Origin of the sequence: Intestinirhabdus alba (assembly GCF_009711095.1) — a bacterium.
GTDB lineage: Bacteria > Pseudomonadota > Gammaproteobacteria > Enterobacterales > Enterobacteriaceae > Intestinirhabdus > Intestinirhabdus alba.
Genome location: NZ_WMJZ01000047.1, coordinates 1 through 21,920 on the forward strand (window position 1 = coordinate 1; position 21,920 = coordinate 21,920).

13 protein-coding genes and 3 pseudogenes are annotated in these 21,920 nt (G+C 50.5%); 5 read left to right on the forward strand and 11 right to left on the reverse strand.

The window, feature by feature from the left end:
• The 10 genes and pseudogenes from GJV78_RS20665 to GJV78_RS20710 form a co-directional block, all read right to left on the reverse strand.
• The coding region (locus GJV78_RS20665) for a type VI secretion system Vgr family protein (RefSeq protein ID WP_155110031.1) at positions 1-2,432 on the reverse strand (2,432 nt) is incomplete at its 3' end.
• A gap of 1,252 nt (positions 2,433-3,684) precedes the next feature.
• Positions 3,685-3,909 carry a transposase gene (locus GJV78_RS20670; protein ID WP_155110032.1) on the reverse strand — a complete coding sequence of 75 codons (225 nt, stop codon included), beginning with the start codon at positions 3,907-3,909 and terminating at the stop codon, positions 3,685-3,687.
• A 69-nt stretch (positions 3,910-3,978) separates the two neighbouring features.
• Positions 3,979-5,187 carry a YncE family protein gene (locus GJV78_RS20675; protein WP_155110033.1) on the reverse strand — a complete coding sequence of 403 codons (1,209 nt, stop codon included), beginning with the start codon at positions 5,185-5,187 and terminating at the stop codon, positions 3,979-3,981.
• A gap of 326 nt (positions 5,188-5,513) precedes the next feature.
• Positions 5,514-7,775: a TonB-dependent receptor domain-containing protein gene (locus GJV78_RS20680; protein WP_155110034.1), complete on the reverse strand. Its 2,262-nt coding sequence runs from the start codon at positions 7,773-7,775 to the stop codon at positions 5,514-5,516.
• Between the two features lie 303 nt (positions 7,776-8,078).
• Positions 8,079-8,873: an energy transducer TonB gene (locus GJV78_RS20685; RefSeq protein WP_155110035.1), complete on the reverse strand. Its 795-nt coding sequence runs from the start codon at positions 8,871-8,873 to the stop codon at positions 8,079-8,081.
• Positions 8,870-9,676 carry a ChaN family lipoprotein gene (locus GJV78_RS20690; protein ID WP_330998835.1) on the reverse strand — a complete coding sequence of 269 codons (807 nt, stop codon included), beginning with the start codon at positions 9,674-9,676 and terminating at the stop codon, positions 8,870-8,872. Before GJV78_RS20690 ends, GJV78_RS20685 begins: the two co-directional genes overlap by 4 nt.
• 2,030 nt (positions 9,677-11,706) lie before the next feature.
• Entirely contained in the window at positions 11,707-12,297 is a 591-nt protein-coding gene (locus GJV78_RS20695) for a helix-turn-helix domain-containing protein (protein ID WP_155110037.1), read from the reverse strand.
• A 687-nt stretch (positions 12,298-12,984) separates the two neighbouring features.
• A pseudogene (locus GJV78_RS20700) lies at positions 12,985-13,118 on the reverse strand (IS630 family transposase); the annotation flags it as partial.
• 63 nt (positions 13,119-13,181) lie between these two features.
• A pseudogene (locus GJV78_RS20705) lies at positions 13,182-13,436 on the reverse strand (MBL fold metallo-hydrolase); the annotation flags it as partial.
• Between the two features lie 27 nt (positions 13,437-13,463).
• On the reverse strand, positions 13,464-14,363 hold the full coding sequence (locus GJV78_RS20710) for a LysR family transcriptional regulator (RefSeq protein WP_155110038.1): 900 nt from the start codon (positions 14,361-14,363) through the stop codon (positions 13,464-13,466).
• A 143-nt stretch (positions 14,364-14,506) separates the two neighbouring features.
• On the opposite strand from GJV78_RS20710, the gene GJV78_RS20715 reads away from it, so the two are divergent.
• The 3 genes from GJV78_RS20715 (at position 14,507) to ypdK (ending at position 18,229) form a co-directional block, all read left to right on the forward strand.
• The gene (locus tag GJV78_RS20715; protein ID WP_155110039.1) at positions 14,507-15,436 is read left to right on the forward strand and encodes an aromatic alcohol reductase; all 930 of its coding nucleotides are present in this window, start codon (positions 14,507-14,509) and stop codon (positions 15,434-15,436) included.
• A 1,112-nt stretch (positions 15,437-16,548) separates the two neighbouring features.
• A complete protein-coding gene (gene lpxP / locus GJV78_RS20720) occupies positions 16,549-17,469 on the forward strand; it encodes a kdo(2)-lipid IV(A) palmitoleoyltransferase (RefSeq protein WP_155110040.1) in 921 nt (306 codons plus the stop codon).
• 688 nt (positions 17,470-18,157) lie between these two features.
• Entirely contained in the window at positions 18,158-18,229 is a 72-nt protein-coding gene (gene ypdK, locus GJV78_RS20725) for a membrane protein YpdK (RefSeq protein WP_010723117.1), read from the forward strand.
• 48 nt (positions 18,230-18,277) lie between these two features.
• Here the strand turns inward: ypdK and alaC are convergent, their stop codons facing one another.
• Positions 18,278-19,516, reverse strand: coding sequence for an alanine transaminase (alaC, locus tag GJV78_RS20730; protein ID WP_155110041.1), 1,239 nt, complete (start codon positions 19,514-19,516; stop codon positions 18,278-18,280).
• Between the two features lie 387 nt (positions 19,517-19,903).
• Between alaC and GJV78_RS20735 the strand changes: the two genes are divergently transcribed.
• Both GJV78_RS20735 and ypdB read left to right on the forward strand, forming a co-directional pair.
• Positions 19,904-21,598 carry a LytS/YhcK type 5TM receptor domain-containing protein gene (locus tag GJV78_RS20735; protein ID WP_167519683.1) on the forward strand — a complete coding sequence of 565 codons (1,695 nt, stop codon included), beginning with the start codon at positions 19,904-19,906 and terminating at the stop codon, positions 21,596-21,598.
• Between the two features lie 15 nt (positions 21,599-21,613).
• A pseudogene (ypdB, locus tag GJV78_RS20740) lies at positions 21,614-21,880 on the forward strand (two-component system response regulator YpdB); the annotation flags it as partial.
• Positions 21,881-21,920: the final 40 nt, after the last annotated feature.

Here is a 21,920-nt window from a genome sequence, read left to right on the forward strand (position 1 = left end):
TTGCCATCAGGCGTTTCGATACGGTAAGCAACCCAGGGCATGGGCTTTTGAGTTACCTTATCCACCACCTGAAATCCGCCGCTCATTGGAAACCGGTACTGCGGATCTTCCACGGTTGCCGGCTGCAGCGCCCGTTCAAGAGATGCGCTCCCTCCCCACAAAATAGTGGTACTTTTCAGATCAATTTTTCCGGGCGCGCCAATCTCCACCGCGCCATCTTTGATCTTAATATAGGCCCCGCCTCTGCTGGTCAGCGTAATCCCCTGCGCCGCGTTCAGTACGATTTCACCCTTGACGCTATTCATCGTCATCTGCCGATCGGACTGAAGCCGCATGGCATCAGATTGCGCCTGAATATCTACCTTACCCCGCGCCGCAATAAAACTGATGCCCATTTTTTGAGCAAACAGGCTTATCGCTTCACCGGCAGCCACGGTGAACCGTTTGAAAATCGTCATATCGGCGTTTTCGCCTGCGGTGGCCGTCAGAGTATGGCCGGCAGACAGTTGAATATTCCTGGGGGTCGCGGCAGCAATACCTGCCGGAGCCGTCATCAGCAGCCCGGCCTCTTTTAACTGGTTCAGCGTCTGAGCAAGCCGCCGCTGCGAGTCAATATCCGCATCCCGCGCGCCGGACGTCCCGGCGCTTTGCGCAAGCGCAGTCACCAGCTGTAAGGCACTTTGTAACTGAGCGACTGCCGCGTTCATATCCAGCATGTCACCCTGGCCCTTTGGCTGATTATCCGCACTAATCAGAACCCCCGCACCGCCACGTATCGAGATATGCCGATCGGTTCTCAGCTCCGCCCCTTCTCCACGCAGCTCCCTGGACGCATCCACGTTGTGCCCCAGATTCAGCTGCGTCTTGCCGCCGTACTCGGTGCTGAGCTTGATATGCTCCTCGCCGCGTTTATCTTCCATCCGCAGCTTGTTCAGCCCTGCGGTGCGTATCACATTGCGGGTATTGTTCTTCTCCGTTACGTGATCGACGTGCCGGGAGTTATGCAGGGCGTGGGCGATATAGGGGCGGTCCGGATCGCCTTCATGGAAGGCTATCGCCACTTCGGTGCCCTGGATCAGCGGGAAATGAAAACCATAGACGTCGCCGCCGTAGGGCTTCGCCAGCCGCACCGGCATACTCTCCTGCCCCCTGGATTTATCATCCCTGTCGGCCACGAACTTCACCCGGTACAGCCCCGCCCCGTCCTGCCAGGCGTAGATATCGTTGTCTCTGGCGCTGGTGATGCGCGCCGTCAGCGTGCCGCTGATCGTCGGTCGCGGCTTTGCGGGCGGACGCCAGCAGCGGATATGGCTGTAGGGCATCGCCGTCCATGCCACCCGCAGCGCGTTTTTACGGCTGCCCGAATAGTCCGCGCGTACAATAACCACCCCGTTTTTAACCGCTGTCGGCAGCGTGGCGGGCAGAGCCGCTTCGGTGATGGTCAGCACCTGGGCCGGCCCCAGCGCGGCGTCGGTACTGCTGCCCGTGACGATCGTCTGCGTGGAAAGATAGCGCTCATGCTCCAGCCGCGCCCAGAAGTTCCCCGTCTCCGCCGCCGGATCGATTTTATCCCCGCGCTCCCGGTGGCGCGGGCGATAGTGGTACACCGCGCCCCAGGTGATCCCTTCGCCATCGCCCCGGGTCATGTCGGCCGGCGCAGACGTCAGCACCTGACCGGCCTGCCGGTGATTGTAATCGCCGGCGATTACCGAACGTTCCGCTACCCGGTGCCGGACATGAATGCCCCATACCGAATCCGCGCCGTTATCACTGGTTCCCGACGGGCTGCTCAGGGGCAGCGTTTTGCCAAACTGCCAGGCGCTCTGCCTGTCGGCAAAATGTACCACCTCCGTCTGCGTATCCGGCTGCAGGGTAAAAAAGTAAAATATCCCCAGCTCCGCCAGCAGGCGTTCAATAAACGCCAGATCGTCCTCCTGGTACTGGTTAATCTGCTCACGCTTCGGGTAGTCCCCCTTCAGCACAAACTCATACTCCCAGCCTTTCAGGCCATGTTCCTGCAGCACCTGCGCCACCACCTCCGGCACCGATTTATTTACGAAGAAGCGGTGCGTGCGGAACTGATTGCCGAGCAACGCCAGGAAAGGCTCAAGCACCAGCGTATAGTGGGCCTCATCGCGCGAGCCCCCGGTACGCTCAAAGCGGGTCACCACCCCATGCACGATCTTCCCGACAACAGGGGCCGACAGGAGGCCGACGCCCATCGTCAGCCGCGCCGGCTTGCTCAGGATCTGGCGGGCATCAATGTCTTTATCCGGACTGGTAAACGTGATGGTGTAGCGGTACAGCTCGCTCAGCGCCTCCGCGCCGCTGAACGCCTCCACGTCAATCGCCGCCGTACAGGAAGGAATATCAAGGCGGTAGCGGTTCAGGCCGGTGCCGGCCACATTTTGCGCAAAGTCCATCAGGCTCATTGAATAGTTCCTTATATAGTCAGTTATGCCGACAACGCCGCACGGAGCCGATAAGCTCCGTGCAGCGACGGCATTCAGGAGCGTCGGCGGGCCGGCCTGCACCCGATACCCGGAAACCTGACCTCTGCCTTTCCATATAGCTCTGTTTATCCGTTTCCGGACACGCTACCGCCTGTCGCTGTAGACCAAAGCGCATCAGGTCAGATTCCGGGTTATCGGCTCCTTTACCCGGCGATGCCGAAAAACGAGAAGCGATCGGCACTACCGGAAGCGGGAAAATCGCGCAGCCCTCTGCGGAGAGGCTATTTTCAACGGCAGGCTTACAGCAGAGAACATTCGTGCTCTGCGCCTGCCATCATTATATTCACCGAGGCTATTTCTTATTCTTAGTTAATATTTTTCGCAGATAAATATTATCGGTTAACGGTAACTCATGGCGTAACCGGGCGGATTTCACTGCTTCGCCACCTGAAAAAGAGAAGGGAATAATTATTCGCGTCTGTTACGAGTTTCGTTAATATTTATCGCCAATTATTCCACTCTCTATTAGTAACGCTGGATGAGTAATAGCTTCGTGGCGCACTTCCCTCAGCAATAATAGAGCATTAAATCGTAAAGAAGCAATATGCAGCTGGTGCGATAAAAATCCGGGGCTCCCGGCTTAATTCAACGGACAATAAGCGGCAGTAGCCGGATAATATCAGCCGTTATAATTTATTCAGATATAAAAACAGAATAATCACCAGGCAGATAAGGTATTATCCCTATATAATTACTCATCTCAACCATGAGACCCGCCCTGACGGGCCGCCGCCAGCGACGTTCAAATCGGCTAAGCCGATTTGTCCTCGTTCACCCCGATCACTGACTCCAGTAAACTCCCGGGGGCTAAAGAGGGGCATTCCTGTCCCTCACCGAAGGCGGCCTGTGGCCGTTCAAAACCCGCAGCGTTTTGTCCTGCAACCCAAATTATTCGGGGTATATACCCAATAAACCTCAAGACGCGGTTTGAGTACCTGAAAATTATCGTTAATTCGGGATGTCAGAGAACCCGCTATGTCCGGTAGCGGGATCATCGCTTCAGTTCCTTTATCAGCAGAGTCAGAAGCTTTTCGCTGACAGCCCCGCTAAGGCGGAGCGTCCCGTGCCGGAACGTGACCTTACAGCTGATACTGAGGGCTTCCGGCTCCTCTGCGGTCTGTTCTGGCTGTACGGCAGCGGCATCGGGAGTAACAGGAAGTAGCTGAGGACTCTAAGAAGAAAGTAATAGCAGCTTTCCCTCGCGCCATTGCTGACGCCATTTGAACAGCAGACTGGCGTTAATGCCATTTTCAGGCACCAGTCTTGTAATGGATATTCCGGGTTCGCAGGAGGCGGCAACGAGCTGCTGCTTAAACTCAGGAGAATAATTAGGGCAGCCCTTACGCCTGTCGGGAGTCATATTTTTCTGCATATCCGACAAAATGGTGTCCACCACTATTTGGTGGACACCATTTTGTCGGATGCCTCAAATTATGACCAGACGGTTCACGCTGTACGCTTACGTTTAATCCTGCGTTTCTTTCAGTGAAATACTCAATATTTTTTCCCGGGCCCCCTCCACAAATACATCCGGATCCCACTGACGGTTAAATCCCTCTTTAATACCGACATAAAGTGTGTCCATATCAGCGGAAAGGGCCATCTGATTTGGATGAACCGGCATGTTTATTTCCCTGATAATATTGTACTGATTACCGTCAACCACGCTGATAGTTCCACTCGTAAAGTTTGTTACATACAGCTCGTTATACTTCGGATTATATTTCACAGCATTTGCACCAGCCCCGGTATGCACGTAGGCAAGTTGTTTACCATCGTTCAGTCTGAATACATACAGTCCGTCGTTGTTTCCACTTCTGTCGGCATGGTCGAACACAACAACAAACAAACGACCCTGTTCTGTGTCGACGAACAGGTTCTGAACGCTTGTCATTACGGGCGTTGTTTTTTGCAAGGTTATGGTTCGCAGAACTTTCCGGGAAACCGCATCGATCTCATTCACATAATCGCTTCCCCCGATATAAATCCTCCGGGTTTTCTCGTCTGCGGTAAGTCCATAAGCCGTCGATTGATAGGCCCCTTTAACTTCGCCTTTCAGGGCAAGTGTTTTCCCATCCAGAATAAGCAGTTTATGCACTGGCCTGTTTTGCTTACCTTCTCTGACCATATTGCTGTAACTGACAAACAGGGCGTCAGCTGCCTTGCTGTAGACCATATGCCTCAGATGTTCGTACCGTTTATCCACGATGTTTTTAATATCAAAAGTCAGTCTCTCACTTACCCGAAGTATCTTACCGGTTGCGCCATCGACCATGCTAATGCGCAGGGACGCAGACTGGGTATGCCCCACATACACGTGACCGGAATCCTGATTTATCGCCAAAGAAAATGCCCGGTAAGGCATAGCATAACGGCCTTCCATGTTGAGGCTACCGGGATTAAAACCATATAGAAAACCGCGATTATCCTGTCGGTTCACCCGGTCCATCACTGCTGCGAATATCCGGTTATTCCTGGCGTCAAAGGCCAGCTCATAAATACCTTCCTCAGGCGTCTGCAGATAAGTTGTCTTCATGGCAAAACGCGAAGGGTTTATCGGAGGAGGATCAATCGCTGTCACCCCGGCTGAAAAACCGGCAAGAATAAGTAACAGAAAACTGTGTTGCAGTTTTCTCTGAGCTATAAATAAAAACCCTAAAAAATATTTTTTCATGGAATACTCATGTCTGAATTCTTGTCAATCAAAAGCTATAACAGTCAGGCCATAATATAAGTCTGGCATAGCGTAGAATCATATCCCCGTCATACTTCAGGTTGCATATTCGTTGGCTTCTGGTTACTCGTCTCATCCATGAGGCTCGACCTGCCGGGCCGCCGCTACGCGGCGTTCAAATCTGCTCCGGGCAGTTTTGTCGTTCACCCCAGTCACTTATCCCGGGAATTAATGAGAGACATCCCTGTCTCTCACCAGAGGCAGCCTGCGGCTGTTCAAAACGCGCCGCGTTTTATCCTGCAACCCGAATTATTTAGGGTATAAAATCAAAATCTAATTTCACCGCCAAAAATATACGTTCGTCCCCGCGCCGTATTGGCTGGTTCCCCCGCAGAGCTTTGATTCGGTATCGAATTTAGTTTATTCAGCGCATCGTGATAGTCCTTGTTCATCACATTCTGAACGCTGAATTTCAGCAGCACGTTACGGTTTATTTCATAAGTACTGTACAGATCGAATACCACAGGAATTTTTTTGATGTCTTCTTTTTCTACATTACCCGGCTCAGATTGTGGATTATCTTCTTCTGGTGAGATTTTTACGGCATCTCCCGTGTATTTCACCACCCCCCCCAGAGTCAGCCGACTGTCCAGAAGCCGAACTCCACTGTCGAGCGTAACGGTCATACCCGGCAACTGTGTAATGTCCCCTCCGCCAAAATCCTTGCTGGCATAGGAAAGCGGCTGATCGGTTCTCTCACGACTGAGGGATAATTTACCGTAGGCAAAACCTGCATCATAAAGCGCCTCAAGCTCAATACCACGACTTCTGACGGCATTCGGGGCGTTGGTATAGACGGTCAGATGGCTGAACTCACCGACGATATCTCCGTTGTTCCATTTATCTTCACCAGCTTCACCTTTTGATAGTCTGCCACCTTCCTGAAAGATTTTAAATTTCTCACTGTAGATGTAATTTTTAATGCGGGATTCAAAGAATACGGCTTTAAGCTGTAACCTGTCCTGCCTGGCGAGCAGCTCATGCATATCCGTATTAAACCCCAACTGCCAGGTATTAGCGCTTTCTCCTTTCAGAAATGGATTCATAGCTTCTCCACCGTCTGTGCTGAAAAACGCCTCCTGTACATTAGGTCCGCGCGATGAATGGCTCCAGCTGATAAAAGGCTGGAACCACGGGGCGGCCTGAGCGACCAGCGTCACAGACGAGTTTACCCCTGAATCATTACGATTGATCTGGCTCGCCCCCTGAGGGAAGCAAACGACACGGGGGTCGCATGCAGGTTTAAAGCCAGAAAGGTCATAGCGGGTGTAGTTGACATCAACGTTACCCTGCAGAATGCCGTAATTCAGCTGTAAGCCCGTATAGAGCGCAGAAATTTTTTGCCGTCCTGACAGGCCAACGGGCGTACTATATTCCTGATCCTCGCCCAGGAGCATATTTCCGGGTTTCTTTTTGACGTACTGATTTTTGATCATCTTCGCGCCATAGCTAAGTTCCGCATCAACCTCTCCGGCGCTGAAACGGCTGGTATTATTAATATCAAAGGTCTCAGAGATGTTTTTTACTTTGGCTCGCTGGATAGCGCCCATAGTACCAGGTAGAAACTCCTGCTCACCTCTGCTGCTGCTCGCGGTAAAATTAAGATCCAGCCACTCGGAAAACGGCGTGTAGTTATATTTCAGATACCAGTCCTGACTGGCTATCCGTCGCTGCGATATTTTATTAATATAGTTTCTGGCGGATAACTCCAGATTGTTAAATTCATCGGGTTTAAAAGTAATTTTATACAACTGTGACTGTGGACTCTGCCGGAAGGTTTTTTCCGTAAAGAACTCATCACTATTCTGACCTGCGCCATTTTTATAATTTGAATCAATAGAGCTACCGCTCATGGCAGCCATGACGCCAACACTTCCATTCTTGCCAAAATCGCGAAGTTTCCCGCCCACAGCAATCATGCCGGTACGCCCGATACCGTTATTTCCTGCGCCAAATTTGGTGCGAATGCCAAATGGTTTGTCGCTGAATACCACATCGTCTACCCCAATAGTTCTGAAGTTTGCGCTCCCCGTCAGGGTATTCACACCGTCAGAACCGGTAACGTTACCTCTGGCAACATCAATCCCGACAATAAAATTAGGATCAATAAGCGTACCAAACTGGCTGTTTGGCATACCACCATGGTACATGCTGCCATGAGAGGAGCCGTAGAAGGTCTGGGTGATGCCGTCTACCATTGTATTTACTCGTCCGAACCCCGTCATTCCCCGGATATTCACGCTTACCGCCCCCTGGCCTGCATCCATCTGCGTGTAGGTTCCTGGCATACCACGCAGAACGCTGTCAGTTGACTGCAGATTAAGGTTTTCATCAACGGAGCTGTAAGCTCCTGGACGCGCCAGAGCTTCCCTTTCGGCCGACATTCTTCCGGCCTGCACAACCAGCGGTGAAAATACAGATTCGCCGTTTATACTTTTTCTGTTTTCGGTATCCGCAGCCTGAGCGCATACCCCGGCACCCAGCATAAATATGCCGACTCCCGGAAGATATCTGGTATTTATCATCATTCCCTCTGATTTTAATTAATAATATCAAACAAAAAAAAAAACCGACAAGCTTCATTATGAAAATTTATTAATTATTATAAACTCACATACCCAGATAATAAATTACCCCCTCCTCTTAATTTATCACTATTTAAATACACCAAAAAACATCCCCGTTATATACCCTAAATAATTCGGGTTGCGTGACAGAACGCAGCGCGTTTTGAACAGCCCCTGCGCTGGCCCCGAAGGGGTGAGGCCTCTGGGCCGAATAAAGCCAACGCACATGCAACCTGAAGTATGACGGGTATAAATTATTATTTATTAGCGCGAACGGATTTCAGCCAGGCTAAAGTTTATCGGTATAGTGATTACGTGTCTGCCGCCGCTCAGGAGCTCAACGGGAGGTTCAGGCAACGGCTGCGCGCGCGTAATTACCGCCAACGCTTCCCTGTCCAGCGAGCTCGTCCCGGAGGATGAATCGAGTATGATTCCGCTGACACGGCCGCTCGCATCAACCGTGAAAGTTACCCGCGCAGTGCCAGTTCGGTTGCGGCGACGGGCATCAGCGGGATAGTTCTTGAAGCGGTTCAGATGTCCTTTAACCAGGCTTTCCCAGGACACCTTAGCTTCAGGGCTGACAGAGTCACTGCTAAAAGGGGCGGCAACACGGGTTGAATTTTTTTGTGAAAATGGAGAAGCAAGACTTACCGCAGCGTCCGGGCGGGCATCATTACTCTGTTCCTGTACAGGTTGACGGGGCAATTTCTTGCCATCTTTTTCGGATTTCTTTTTCTTCACAGTTTCTGTTGCGATCGCGGCATCTTTAACGGCTAACGAATCCATCTGTTCTTTCTCTTCTGTAACTTTTTCCATCTCCGCGCTCTGCTGACGAGCCAGTCCAACAGGCATGTCCGCGGGGGATTCTGGTGCTTCAGGGCTGGCAGCCCATTCCACCATAATAGCGGCAGGCGGCTCCTGAGATGTAAACTCCGGCGTCTTATTCCACTGTGACCAGAAAAAGACGAGACTATGTAAAAACAGGGACAGCGCAACGCCAGCGATACCGTTAATTCTATTTCCTGTTAATAAGCCAGTAAAAGTATGAGAATCACTCATTGCTGCCCCGTCTGCACTTCAGTTGAAACGGGGAAATACCAGACATAATCGGCATGTTCGGACGTTATCTGCATGCCTTCTTCGGCAAGTATCAGTACCGTGGGTAAAATCTGAGGCGCTAAATCATGGATATGAAGCGGTACTCCGGTATTACGTGCAGCATGATACCCTCCCGCGATAAGAAACGCGGGCGCTGGTGCAGCAATAAGCTGCTTTGCCATCACCCTGTCGCGTTGCTGCTGCACCGCCAGCATGGATCCCAGTTTGTCTTCGGGAAGTTCTCCATCATGCATGTCAACGATGATATTCCTGATCGCATCCCTTACCTCTCGACGTGAGGATAACTGGCCTTCTGGCAGATACGGATGAGTATAAATAGTATTGACTTGCTGGTCTGAAATATTAGCTGAGAGCAGCGGGTAAGGAGAACGCATCGCCTGAATTACTACATCCTCATACATCTCCCACGGCCATTTCTCATTCCATCTCAGAAGTTCCCTGACACGCCTATTACGCACATCACCGACGTTCTTTATCCAGCTTTTAACCTGATCGACTCTTGATTGCTGATCAGAATCTATCATCTCCATCAGCACACTTCCCTGCGGACGATTATCTGAAAGCTTTTTCATCAACCAGTATTCAGCCTGGTGATGGTAGAAATTATCATGTTTTTCGCCCACAATAACGTATTGTTGAACAGCCAGAATGTCAGCCAGTTGCAAACTATTTAAAGTTCTGCCCGTCCTGAGATCCTGAATCCTGCCTGTTCTCTCGATGTCCAGTATTTGTTTCTTAGCCACGTTATCATGTTGATGGCATGCACTCATGAGAATAACTGAACAAATACAAAGGACTTGAACCTTTATAAAAGGAGCGAACATAACATTACCTTTAATATAAACTTTGCGAGCAAACAAAATCATTACCGGATATAAGTATTGAAAGTACAAAACTTAAACCCAGTTATTATCTTTTAGTAAAAAACATATTTCACGCCAACTATTATTAAATAATAATCATCAGGCTACAGCCCTTCGCCAATACCCACGCGCACAAGGTAAAACCACATGCTTACAATTAATTCCCGTTCATTAAGATAACCGTCCGAGGTTATACGTTTAATATTACAGAAATAGTCATCATGTCAGATACATGCTCTCCCTGAAGCCCCACCAGGGATAATATATAAAAATCAATTAAAGCATTCCCAATGTATTAATACAGCTGAAAAACAACAGTTAACACTAAAGATTAGTAATACACCACCCTGTGCTGTTTTCGCCAGACTCTAATTTTACCGAAGCTTTATTTATAATTTAAAACTTATCCGAACGGATATATACCCGTCATACTGCAGGCCGCATGTACGTTGGCTACGGGTTACTCGTCTTATCCATGAGACTCGCCCGGACGGGCCGCCGCCAGCGGCGTTCAAATCTGTTCCCGACAGGTTTGACACTTACTCCGGTCACATAATTCGCTATGCTCCCGGGGTTGAATGAAGGACATCCTTGTCCCTCACCAAAGGCGACCTGCGATCGGACACATTAGTTTCTGACGAATTTATCGCTCGCTTGCCACGTGATTCGGCCTGAGGGCCTCAGCCTTTCGGTGCCAGCCCGGGGGCTGTTCAAAACGCGCTGCGTTTTGTCATGCAACTCGAATTATTTAGGGTATACAGTTTCAACACACTTCAATTAGGTCATCTGTCGAAATAGTATATGAAAACACTAACATAAATCAACAATACAACTTAAGATATAACCAAAACCGAGAAATTTGGAATATAACACTATTTCACTTAAGAATGATTCCCATTATCAACAGTGAATACACCTCCTTTCCCCTTTCTCAGATAATAATCTGGCCCCCTTACGAGTTTATATAAATAGTTAGCATTAGAGGTGGGTATTTTTATCGCGTTGCAGAAAAGAGAGAAAGACTGGAGATTAAAATTATATACCCGTCATACTTCGGGTTGCAGGACAAAACGCTGCGGGTTTTGAACAGCCGTAGCGCTGGCCCCGAAAGGCTGAGGCCCTCAGGCCGAATCACGCGGCGACGCAGCGACAAATTCGTCAGGAACGAATTTGAACGGCTACAGGCCGCCTTCGGTAAGTGACAAGGATTCCCCTCATTAGTGACCCCGGGAGATTACTGGAGTCAGTGACCAGGGTGAGCGAGGACAAATCGGCTTAGCTGATTTGAACGTCTCTGACGGCGGCCCTTCCGGGTGAGGCTCCTGGGCCGAATAAAGCCAACGCACAGGCAACCTGAAGTATGACGGGTATATATTAATACTCTTCCCGGTAAAATAATTGACCTTCTCTCTGAGAGATACCCGCCTAAACTGAAGTTTCCGGTCTTTCTTTCATCTCGCAGAGAGACCAGGCTGTATCTCTTAACCTTTCGTGAGCGTCGCCGGAGGTCATTCCCGGGGCAAGGCACGAGCCGTAATAACGAAGAACAGATTATGTTTGCGCTAAAACAGATCGAAAGTCACATCCGCGTCAGGGACGTTTGCAGAAAAACAGGAGTTTCCGAGGCCAGCTGAGAAGCGCCAGACGGCGCATTTCCTGCAAAAGAATATCGTATCAGCGACCATAAAGGAGCGGTTGCTGATGCATAGCAGAACCGTTTACTCCTGGCAGTACAGTCTATTTACAGTAATCTTTTGATACCTCAGCAGGATCAGAAGATGATGATTAATTTTTTCCTGACATACCCAGGTTGTCTGGTTATTTTTAATCCCGGATTCAAGATCAACACCATGCTGGAAAAGCTGGTTATTAATTTCAAACCAGAACAATACAATTATATTTCGCTCAAATTATAGGGTCGTTAGACACATTAACTCTGCATATGAATATGCAATAGCATTCTCAGCTGAGAGTATAATATTTTTACATCGACAATCATTACAATTATTTTGGGGCGAATTTATATTCAGTGTTCCCACCAAAGTACTCCACCTCATGATTGTTCCATGAAAGGTTTGCATATTCCGCATCCCAATCTTCCTCAACGCTCTACTTTTTTGAGTGCTTATGGTTTTGATGCTTCTGTTTAGAAAATTTGCAAGTTCCAAAGGAGTATATCCTGCACATAATGATCTAATTACAACATATTCAATCTCAGTTAGTTCACGTGAGGACCTTTTTTTATTATCGTTTTTTATTCTCTGTAGATTTTTGATTAAATCATCAATTGATTTTATATCTTCTTTAGCACAGCAATGACCTTCAATGAGGAGCTCGAAAAAACAGGGTATCACACTATCAGGGCATTCTGCCGCTTGTAGAAAGTACAGCTTAGGGCCAGAATCGAAAAGAATATGATTTCTATATGCATCATTAATTTCTTTCTGAAGAAGTGTTTTTAAACCGAGCTTTAGATATTGATTATCAGTGATAATTAACATTGTTTTTAGTCCCAGTCAACAACAGCACAAGCATTCCTCCTGACATCATCACTTAAGAAGCGCCGAATAACTTATGCGTTATATCTTAAATTTTTAAAATAAACACTGACGTTATCATGATTATGCAGACACTCTTCAGTCTTGCTAAGTATATAAATCAGGCTACCCCTGCCAGTGGTACGTGATATAATTTAGCCGCGCACTGTACTCCACAAAACTGTATATCCTGAATTTTTTATAGGTTTGCAGGCATTAGAAAATGCAGAAAAAAATACTCCGGTGGAGTTCCGCTTAAGGTAAATCCCGTAATACATGAGGCCTACTCCTGATAACTTAAAGAAATCGTTAACACTCCCGCATAATATTTTCAGCAAACCCAAAAATTGTCAACAGCGTTCAATATTGCACGATGATAGGTATAAGCTATTAACATTACAAATAATGGTTGGCGCTGGCGTCCAACCATTAATGATAATAATTCCTAATGTCATGTATTAAAAGGAGTTTAAAAACTATACAGTAAAACTATTACCAGGCTAATAACGAGTTAATTTACACATAAATACACGTTAATTAATTCCCCAACGTTTATAAAACGTTTAGAATAAAAACAAAATACGAACATAAAAACAAATAAGAAACATATTTTTGAATCGCCACAGGTTTAAATAGCTGCGTCTAATACCGCTACACTTTTGCCAGCCCATGTTTGCCTCCGGGAATGGGCTGACGGTTTCCGTAAAACGGCAAAATTTTTCCAACGGTTGCCACATTAAGCGGCACTGATGATTGCACGCTATGGTGTCATGAAGTGCCTGAAGGGGCTTCAGCTCTCGGTTGATTCCACCGAAGCCTTGATGGTGTGGTTGTAGGAGGTTATCGCTTTCGCCGGAGGAGAGGATCAGCCCCGCACGATCGGGGTGTCCCGCCTCAATAACCGGCAGCAGGCTGTCGAGCCACCAGTTCCGGTAACACTCGCTGTTTTTAACCCGCATCAGCTCTTTCTCAGAGCAGATATAACGGGCGTCAGGAAACAGCGGCTCCCGGCGATTTTCACGCCAGACGGTATTCCAGCCGACACGATCGGTATGCAGATGCGTCATTAATACCAGCGTCGCCTTTTCCGGCTTTAGGCCAGATAAGGCGCTGGTGCCGCCATCCGGCAATCAATCTACCGATTGATGTAAAACCGCCCGACTCCAGTCATAAAAAGCGCGTACCGATAGAAGAAGATAGCGGCTTTGCGGATAAACCAGCGAGAGCGGTAAATCAAAAGAGAGGTTCTCCATACAGAGAACGAGGGACCCGCTTCGCAGATAGGGCGCAACCAGATAGCTGGCGACACGAATTAACCCAAATCCTTGTATTCCGGCCTGGATATAAGCGTCAGTATCATCAACGATCAGCGTCTCTTTCATACGGATCGCGCAGTCGCCATCATCCAGCGTAAAAAACCAGTCTGTGGTACGTCCGGTACGGTGGTTCAGATAGCCAACAGCGCGATGCCTTTCCAGGCTGTCCAGGCTCTCCGGCTTACCATGGGCGGCAATATAATCTGGCGAGGCCGCAATCACCCACCTGAAGTTCGCGAGAGGGCGCGCGACCAGCGTCGTTGAATCTTCGATCCTTCCGGTGCGAATCACGCAGTCATACCCTTCCTGAATGATGTCTTCAACGTTATCGCTTGAACAGAGACGCAGCTCCAGTTCGGGATACTGATGCAGAAAGGCCGGAAGCCTGGGGATAATACAATGTCGGGCAAGGGACTGCGGCATTCCCACTTTAAAACGGCCTTTGGGCTGTGCGGAGCGGCCGGAGAATGAAGACTCCATCGTCGCGATATCCGCCAGAAGCCTTTTGCTCTCCTCGTAATAGCGTCGACCATCAGCGGTTACGCTGAGTTTGCGGGTGGTGCGCTGTAAAAGCTGAATCCCAAGCCAGGACTCCAGCTCTTTAATGACCCGCGATACCGTTGAGCGCGGCACGCCAAGAACTTCTGCAGCCCTGGCGAAACTATGAGTATCAACCACACAAACATAGACCTGCATTGACTGCAGCTTATCCATATTTCCCTCCTGCCTGAATGCGTTGATTATCCCATTTATACGAACAGTCTAACCTGTGGTTGTCATCTTATCGAATGAGATTCGCTGACCTATTCTCTCTCTACTCGCAGCAAACAGACGCTTTAACAGTGAGAGAGGACAATATGAAAGAACGTGATGTTAAAACGGGTGAAAAAGTATTAGTGCTTGGTGCGGGACAACTGGGGGCTGCCGTGCTGGAGTATCTGCTCCCGGCGGTCACCCAACGCAATGGGGCCGTCTCCGTTATTGTGTCGGCCGGCTCCCGGGATAGACAAGGCAACCTGCAGTCTGATGTTCACCAGAAACTGGCTGAGGAAGGAGCCGAATTTATCTCTGTCGACGTCGCCGCCAGCACGATTGAAACATTAAAAAGCCACGTCGCGGATTTTGATACCGTGATCAACTGTATGGGATTTGTCGCTGGTGCAGGAACCCAGATAAAAATTACCCGCGCGGTACTGGAGGCTGGCGTCAGCCGCTATTTCCCCTGGCAGTTTGGCGTAAATTACGATGTGGTGGGCAAAGGTAGCGGTCAGCCCGTCTGGGACGAGCAGTATGATGTCAGGACGCTACTGCGGAAACAGAAGTCGACGGAGTGGGTAATTGTTTCAACCGGCATGTTTACCAGTTTTCTGTTCGACCCCGCATTTGACGTGGTGAATTTATCCAAAAAAACCATCAACGCGCTCGGGGGATGGGAAACGCAGGTCACCGTAACATCACCTGCAGATATTGGTCGTCTCACCACCGAAATTTATTTGCATCAGCCGCGTATAGTTAACGAAGTGCTCTTTGTCGCGGGTGAAACGACCTCTTATAGAAATCTGGCGGAGACGGTTGAACACGTGACAAAACAATCCTTTGCCAGAAACGTATTGACGCTTCCTGCCCTGGCGGATGCACTGCGTTTTAATCAGGATGACCAGATGCTTTGCTATCGCGCGGCCTTCGCCCGAGGAGACGGCGTATGGTGGCCAATGAGCAGTACCTGGAATGTACAGAATCATATACCGACCCAAAATATTGCGTCCTGGCTTAAAACAGTTATTTAATTTACCTGCTGCTTCAGGAGGCTATTGCTATGAAATCCCTCATACCGCTTTTACTGGTTTATTTTCTCCAGCCATTTTTCGTATATACCCGTCATACTTCAGGTTGCCTGTGCGTTGGCTTTATTCGGCCCAGGAGCCTCACCCGGAAGGGCCGCCGCCAGCGGCGTTCAAATCGGCTAAGCCGATTTGTCCTCGCTCACCCCGGTCACTGACTCCAGTAAGCTCCCGGGGATTAATGAGAGACATCCCTGTCTCTCACCAGNTTTGTCCTGCAACTCGAATTATTTAGGGTATATGTTTTTATCTTATACCTGAATCCCGCCCTGACGCTCCACTGCCTGGCAGCTTTTCGACAAAACTGGCGGTCGCAGCGGGGGTATATCACCGGCGGCCTGCGGTTGTTTCATCTTGCTCCTGCTGAAGTTCTCCCGCCTCGCCGCTGGCCCCTTCTTCCGTTTGTCTGAGCGGTTGCGTTTTGTCGCTGAACTCATCAGGGCTTACGCCGGTAAATACTCCTTAATTGCCTGCCGTCACGCCCTATTGTCTGTATCGGACTTGATGCAAAAAATGGCCTCTTAGTTTTTCTGATTCAGACAAATCAAAATTTATAACATCAGCCCAACAAAAGATCCGTTCCTGCTCAGCATCGTGCCCGAAATATAACGTGTAATAATCAATTCCGCCTTTTACCTGCGCTCTGATAAATATTTATCGCCGGGTTTAATTATATCTGGCGATCGCGGCTATTTTAATGGTAGATTACAGAACCGACGTTTCCTCCCGAATAATTTGGCCGCAGGCCAAAATGTAACGCATTTAGCTCAGTGCAGCCCCTGAAAAGCGAGGTCGTCGGCCGAATCACGCGGCTAATGAAGGACAAAGTCTTCCTCTATTTTTCCCGCTAAACATATTGTAACAAGTGATTCGTACAACTAAAGACAGCTAATACGTCTGAAGTATGACGAACAGATGACATTAATGTGCTTATCCTGTCTCCGTTTTACACTCTTTACTGGAACTTTTACCGTAATTAACGGCCTGACTGGAGTGTACCGCTGCGGATGAGCTTTCTTATGCGATGCATACTTCTTACGGATCGATAAAAGGTACTTATGTTCCCGCAAAATAAATTTTCACGCGCGTTTATACATCCACGCTACTGGTTAACATGGTTTGGCCTTGGCGTGCTCTGGCTGCTGGTGCAGCTTCCCTATCCTCTTTTATGTTTTCTCGGTACACGTACCGGCACCGCCGCACGTCCCTTTCTCAAGCGGCGCGAATCTATTGCCCGTAAAAACCTGGAGCTTTGCTTTCCCGACCTGCTGCCAATGGAGCGGGAACGGCTGATTACGGAGAACTTCCGCTCCCTGGGCATGGCGCTGCTTGAAACGGGGATGGCGTGGTTCTGGCCGGATCGCCGGGTGCGTAAATGGTTCGACGTGGAGGGCCTCGACAACCTGCAGCGCGCGCAGGCGCAAAATCGCGGCGTGATGGTCGTCGGCGTACACTTTATGTCGCTGGAGCTGGGCGGTCGGGTTATGGGCCTGTGCCAGCCGATGATGGCAACCTATCGGCCGCACAATAATCCGCTGATGGAGTGGGTGCAAACCCGCGGCCGGATGCGCTCAAACAAAGCGATGATCGGCAGAAACAATCTGCGCGGCATCGTCGGCGCGCTGAAGAAAGGCGAAGCGGTATGGTTTGCTCCGGATCAGGACTACGGTCCGAAGGGCAGCTCCTTCGCCCCGTTCTTCGCCGTCAAAAACGTCGCCACCACCAACGGCACATTCGTCCTGTCTCGCCTGTCTGGCTCCGCCATGCTTACGGTAACTATGGTCAGAAAGGCGGACAACTCTGGCTATCGCCTGTTCATCACGCCGGAAATGGAAGGCTATCCCGCCGATGAGAGCCAGGCGGCCGCCTATATGAATAAGATTATCGAGAAGGAGATTATGCGCGCGCCTGAGCAGTATCTCTGGATCCATCGCCGCTTTAAAACCCGCCCGTTCGGAGAAAACTCTCTGTACGTTTAAAGGCCACACGGCCTTTCAGACCGCTGACAGTACGGACGATCCCCTCGCCCCTCTCCCTGACAGGGAGAGGGAGAAAACCACTCCTCATGCACTTTTACGCGGATTTGTCAGCAATCTCGCCTTTTTTATTATCCCTGGTTTCCGGCTTCTTCCTTCGCGGTACGGGCTTTTTCTCCTGATAAGGTAAAGCCTTTTTGTCGCCGTCAATCAGCCTGCCTGGCGCGTCGTTAAGGCAAAGGGCGTAAAGCCAGCGGCGTATCATTCAGACCGGCTGCGCCGTGCCCCTTCGCATTCCGCACCCTGCTCCGGGCCTGGATAACCGCTAACGCCGCTCAGGCGCGGCAAAGGCCGGGCTTATTCCTCCCGCCGCTGGTCTACCTGAAAAGAGCCGATCTACGCGCTGTGCCATTATGGCTATTAGCGTCGCTGAACGGCAGGTTATTACCGGAGGAAATCATACTGTCGCCGAATCACGACACTCGTAAGTTACTAAAAGTAAATAGAAAATCCTACTTGTCTCTCTCCATTTTTAGGCGTACATTAGCGCCGTTCGGAGCAGTGAAATACCCTGTTCCGGAGCAATAACGAAGAAGCCATTCCTCGTTCATTATGGGTTGCACCGGCTCTCTACAATCAGATGGGCTGAAGTTCATTCAGGCGTGTCAGCGACTACGCGGAGAGATGAAACGTGAAATATTTCTTTATGGGCATTTCATTTATGGTCATCGTTTGGGCCGGTACTTTTGCCCTGATGATTTAAATAAAAAGATGCAGAAAAACAGGAGCCGCACGGCTCCTGTTTGCTTTTCTATTCGCCGCTTTCACCAGCCGGCTTCGCGACGGCTGGCAACAGACCGTCGGCACGGAACATAGATTTGATTCCCCGCACGGCCTGGCGAATCCGGTCGCGGTTCTCTATCAGGGCAAAGCGCACGTGGGTGTCACCATACTCACCAAAGCCGATCCCCGGCGAGACGCACACTTTGGCCTCGTTAAGCAGCTTCTTCGCAAACTCCAGAGAGCCCATTTCGGCATACGGCTCGGGGATTTTCGCCCAGACGTACATTGACGCCTTCGGCGTCTCCACCATCCATCCGGCCTCATGCAGCCCCTTAACCAGCACGTCCCGGCGGCGCTTGTACTGTCCGGCAATCTCGCGTACGCACTGCTGATCGCCCTCCAGCGCCGCAATGGCGGCCACCTGCAGCGGCGTGAAGGTGCCGTAATCGTGATAGCTCTTAATCCGCGCCAGCGCGCTGACCAGCGTCTTATTGCCGACCATAAAGCCGATTCGCCAGCCCGCCATGTTGTAGCTTTTTGACAGGGTAAAAAATTCCACCGCCACGTCCCGCGCGCCGGGCACCTGCATGATAGACGGCGCTTTCCAGCCGTCATAGACGATATCCGCATAGGCCAGATCGTGAACCACCAGCACGTCGTAACGTTTGGCCAGCGCCACCACCTTCTCAAAAAACGCCAGCTCGACGCACTGCGCCGTCGGGTTTGAGGGAAAGCCGAGGATCATCATTTTCGGCTTCGGATAACTTTCGCGAATGGCGCGCTCCAGCTCGTTGAAAAAATCAACGCCCGCGATCAGCGGCACAGAACGCACCTGGGCCCCGGCGATAACCGCCCCATAAATATGGATGGGATAGCTGGGGTTCGGCACCAGCACCGTATCACCGTGGTCGAGCGTGGCCAGCATCAGGTGCGCCAGCCCCTCTTTCGAGCCGATGGTGACGATAGCTTCCGATTCAGGATCGATATCCACCGCGTAGCGCTCCTGATACCAGCGGGAAATGGCCCGGCGCAGCCGCGGGATCCCGCGGGAGGTGGAATAACCGTGCGTATCCGGACGCTGCGCCACGGTGCACAGCTTGTCGACAATATGCGGCGGCGTCGGGCCGTCCGGATTACCCATGCTGAAATCGATAATATCTTCGCCGCGCCGTCGCGCAGCCATTTTCAGCTCAGCGGTGATATTAAAAACGTAGGGGGGAAGGCGATCGATACGTGTAAAGTGACGCTCAGGGCGAGAGTTGTCCATATTAACCTCAAATTTAACGTTAGCGCCCGGACCGTCCGAGCGACGCTGCCACCGCGGTGGCTCGCTTAGAAAATAGCCTGATTAATTTCCCGCTGTCGAGAGGCAGTGAAGATTTTTTTTACGTCATAAATGAGGAAATAAAAAACTAAATGAGGAAAAATCGCATTTTGCCATTCTGATTAAACAACAATTTATTTACTATTTTGCCATCATAAAATTTACCTGCAGGACAATCGTTCCGCCTCATGTATGATAAATCAAACTATAAAGCGCAAATCCCCTTTTAAAATAAGGGTTTTTCCTCTTTAGGCTCATGTCGCATACGGGGTGGTCAACCGGACGCGGGTTACTTATCATTAATCTTTAATCCTGTCACAAGAGTCATCCGTGCACGAAATATTCGATATGCTGCTGGCAGTATTTGACCGGGCAGCGCTGATGCTAATCTGCCTGTTTTTTCTCATCCGAATCCGCCTGTTCCGCCAGCTGCTGCATAAGTCGGCGCATACGCCCAGAGAGCTGCTCGCCGTAACCGCGATATTTTCGCTATTTGCCCTGTTCAGCACCTGGTCCGGCGTACCGGTGGAAGGCTCGCTGGTTAACGTACGTGTTATCGCCGTGATGTCGGGCGGCATTCTGTTTGGCCCGTGGGTCGGGATCATTACCGGAGCGATCGCCGGTACGCACCGCTACCTTATCGATATTGGCGGCGTGACCGCCGTTCCCTGCTTTATCACCAGCATTCTGGCGGGCTGCCTGTCCGGGTGGATTAGTCGGAAAATCCCCAAAGCACAGCACTGGTACGCGGGAATTCTGGGCGGAATGTTATGCGAAACGTTGACCATGATTCTGGTGGTGGTCTGGGCACCGACCGTAGCGCTGGGGCTGGATATTGTCTCAAAAATCGGCGCGCCAATGATTCTCGGCAGCGTCTGCATCGGCTTTATCGTGCTGCTGGTGCAGAGCGTGGAGGGAGAAAAAGAGGCCAGCGCCGCGCGCCAGGCCAAGCTGGCGCTGGATATCGCCAACAAAACGCTGCCCCTCTTTCGCCATGTCAACAGTGAATCGCTGCGCCAGGTGTGCAGGATCATCTGCCAGGATATCCACGCCGACGCGGTGGCGATCACTAATACGCAGCATGTCCTGGCCTACGTCGGCGTCGGCGAAACCAACTATCGCAATAACGATGCCGTCAGCCCCACCACTCGCCAGGCGATTAGCGAAGGCAAAATCATTATCAAGAACAATGACGAAGCGCACCGTACTCAGGAGCTGCACTCGATGCTGGTGATCCCGCTGTGGGAAAAGGGAATTGTCACCGGCACGCTGAAGATCTACTACCGCCACGCGCACCAGATCACCTCATCGCTACAGGAGATGGCGATCGGGCTGTCGCAGATTATCTCCACTCAGCTGGAGGTTTCCCGCGCCGAACAGCTGCGTGAAATGGCAAATAAGGCAGAGCTGCGCGCGCTGCAGAGTAAAATCAATCCCCATTTTCTGTTTAATGCGCTGAACGCTATCTCCTCATCAATTCGCCTCAATCCCGATACCGCCCGCCAGCTTATTTTTAACCTGTCGCGCTATCTGCGCTATAACATTGAATTAAAAGATGATGAGCAGATCGATATCAAAAAAGAGCTGTATCAAATTAAGGACTACATCGCCATTGAGCAGGCGCGCTTCGGCGACAAGCTGACCGTGATTTACGACATCGATGAAGAGGTCCACTGCTACGTGCCCAGCCTGCTGATCCAGCCGCTGGTAGAAAACGCCATTGTGCACGGCATTCAGCCCTGCCGGGGCAAAGGGGTGGTGACCATCAGCGTCGCGGAGTCCGGCAACCGGGTGCGCATCGCCGTCAGGGATACCGGACACGGCATTGAGCAGAAGGTCATCGATCGGGTGGAGGCCAACGAGATGCCCGGCAATAAAATTGGCCTGCTGAACGTCCATCACCGGGTGACGCTGCTCTACGGCGAAGGGCTGCACATTCGCCGCCTGAATCCTGGAACCGAGATCGCATTCTACGTGCCCAACCGACGCACGCCCGTCGTCGCCCCGGCCACATCACTGCTTTAAGCGGGAGTTAACGTTGTGAAAGTTATCATCGTGGAAGATGAATTTCTGGCCCAGCAGGAGCTGAGCTGGCTTATCAAAGAGCACAGCCGGATGGAGATCGTCGGCACCTTTGACGACGGCCTCGACGTGCTGAAATTTTTGCAGCACAACCGCGTTGACGCCATCTTTCTGGACATCAACATCCCGTCGCTGGACGGCGTGCTGCTGGCGCAAAACATCAGCCAGTTCGCCCATAAGCCGTACATTGTTTTTATTACCGCCTGGAAAGAGCACGCGGTGGATGATTAGACGTGAGATAAATATAGGGGGTACCGTAAGATAA

Bases quoted from the DNA above. Each gene is read 5' to 3' on its own strand.
- GJV78_RS20675 (WP_155110033.1), bottom strand. From the start codon at position 5,187: ATGAAAAAATATTTTTTAGGGTTTTTATTTATAGCTCAGAGAAAACTG.
- GJV78_RS20680 (WP_155110034.1), bottom strand. From the start codon at position 7,775: ATGATGATAAATACCAGATATCTTCCGGGAGTCGGCATATTTATGCTG.
- GJV78_RS20685 (WP_155110035.1), bottom strand. From the start codon at position 8,873: ATGAGTGATTCTCATACTTTTACTGGCTTATTAACAGGAAATAGAATT.
- GJV78_RS20695 (WP_155110037.1), bottom strand. From the start codon at position 12,297: ATGTTAATTATCACTGATAATCAATATCTAAAGCTCGGTTTAAAAACA.
- GJV78_RS20710 (WP_155110038.1), bottom strand. From the start codon at position 14,363: ATGGATAAGCTGCAGTCAATGCAGGTCTATGTTTGTGTGGTTGATACT.
- GJV78_RS20715 (WP_155110039.1), top strand. From the start codon at position 14,507: ATGAAAGAACGTGATGTTAAAACGGGTGAAAAAGTATTAGTGCTTGGT.
- lpxP (WP_155110040.1), top strand. From the start codon at position 16,549: ATGTTCCCGCAAAATAAATTTTCACGCGCGTTTATACATCCACGCTAC.
- alaC (WP_155110041.1), bottom strand. From the start codon at position 19,516: ATGGACAACTCTCGCCCTGAGCGTCACTTTACACGTATCGATCGCCTT.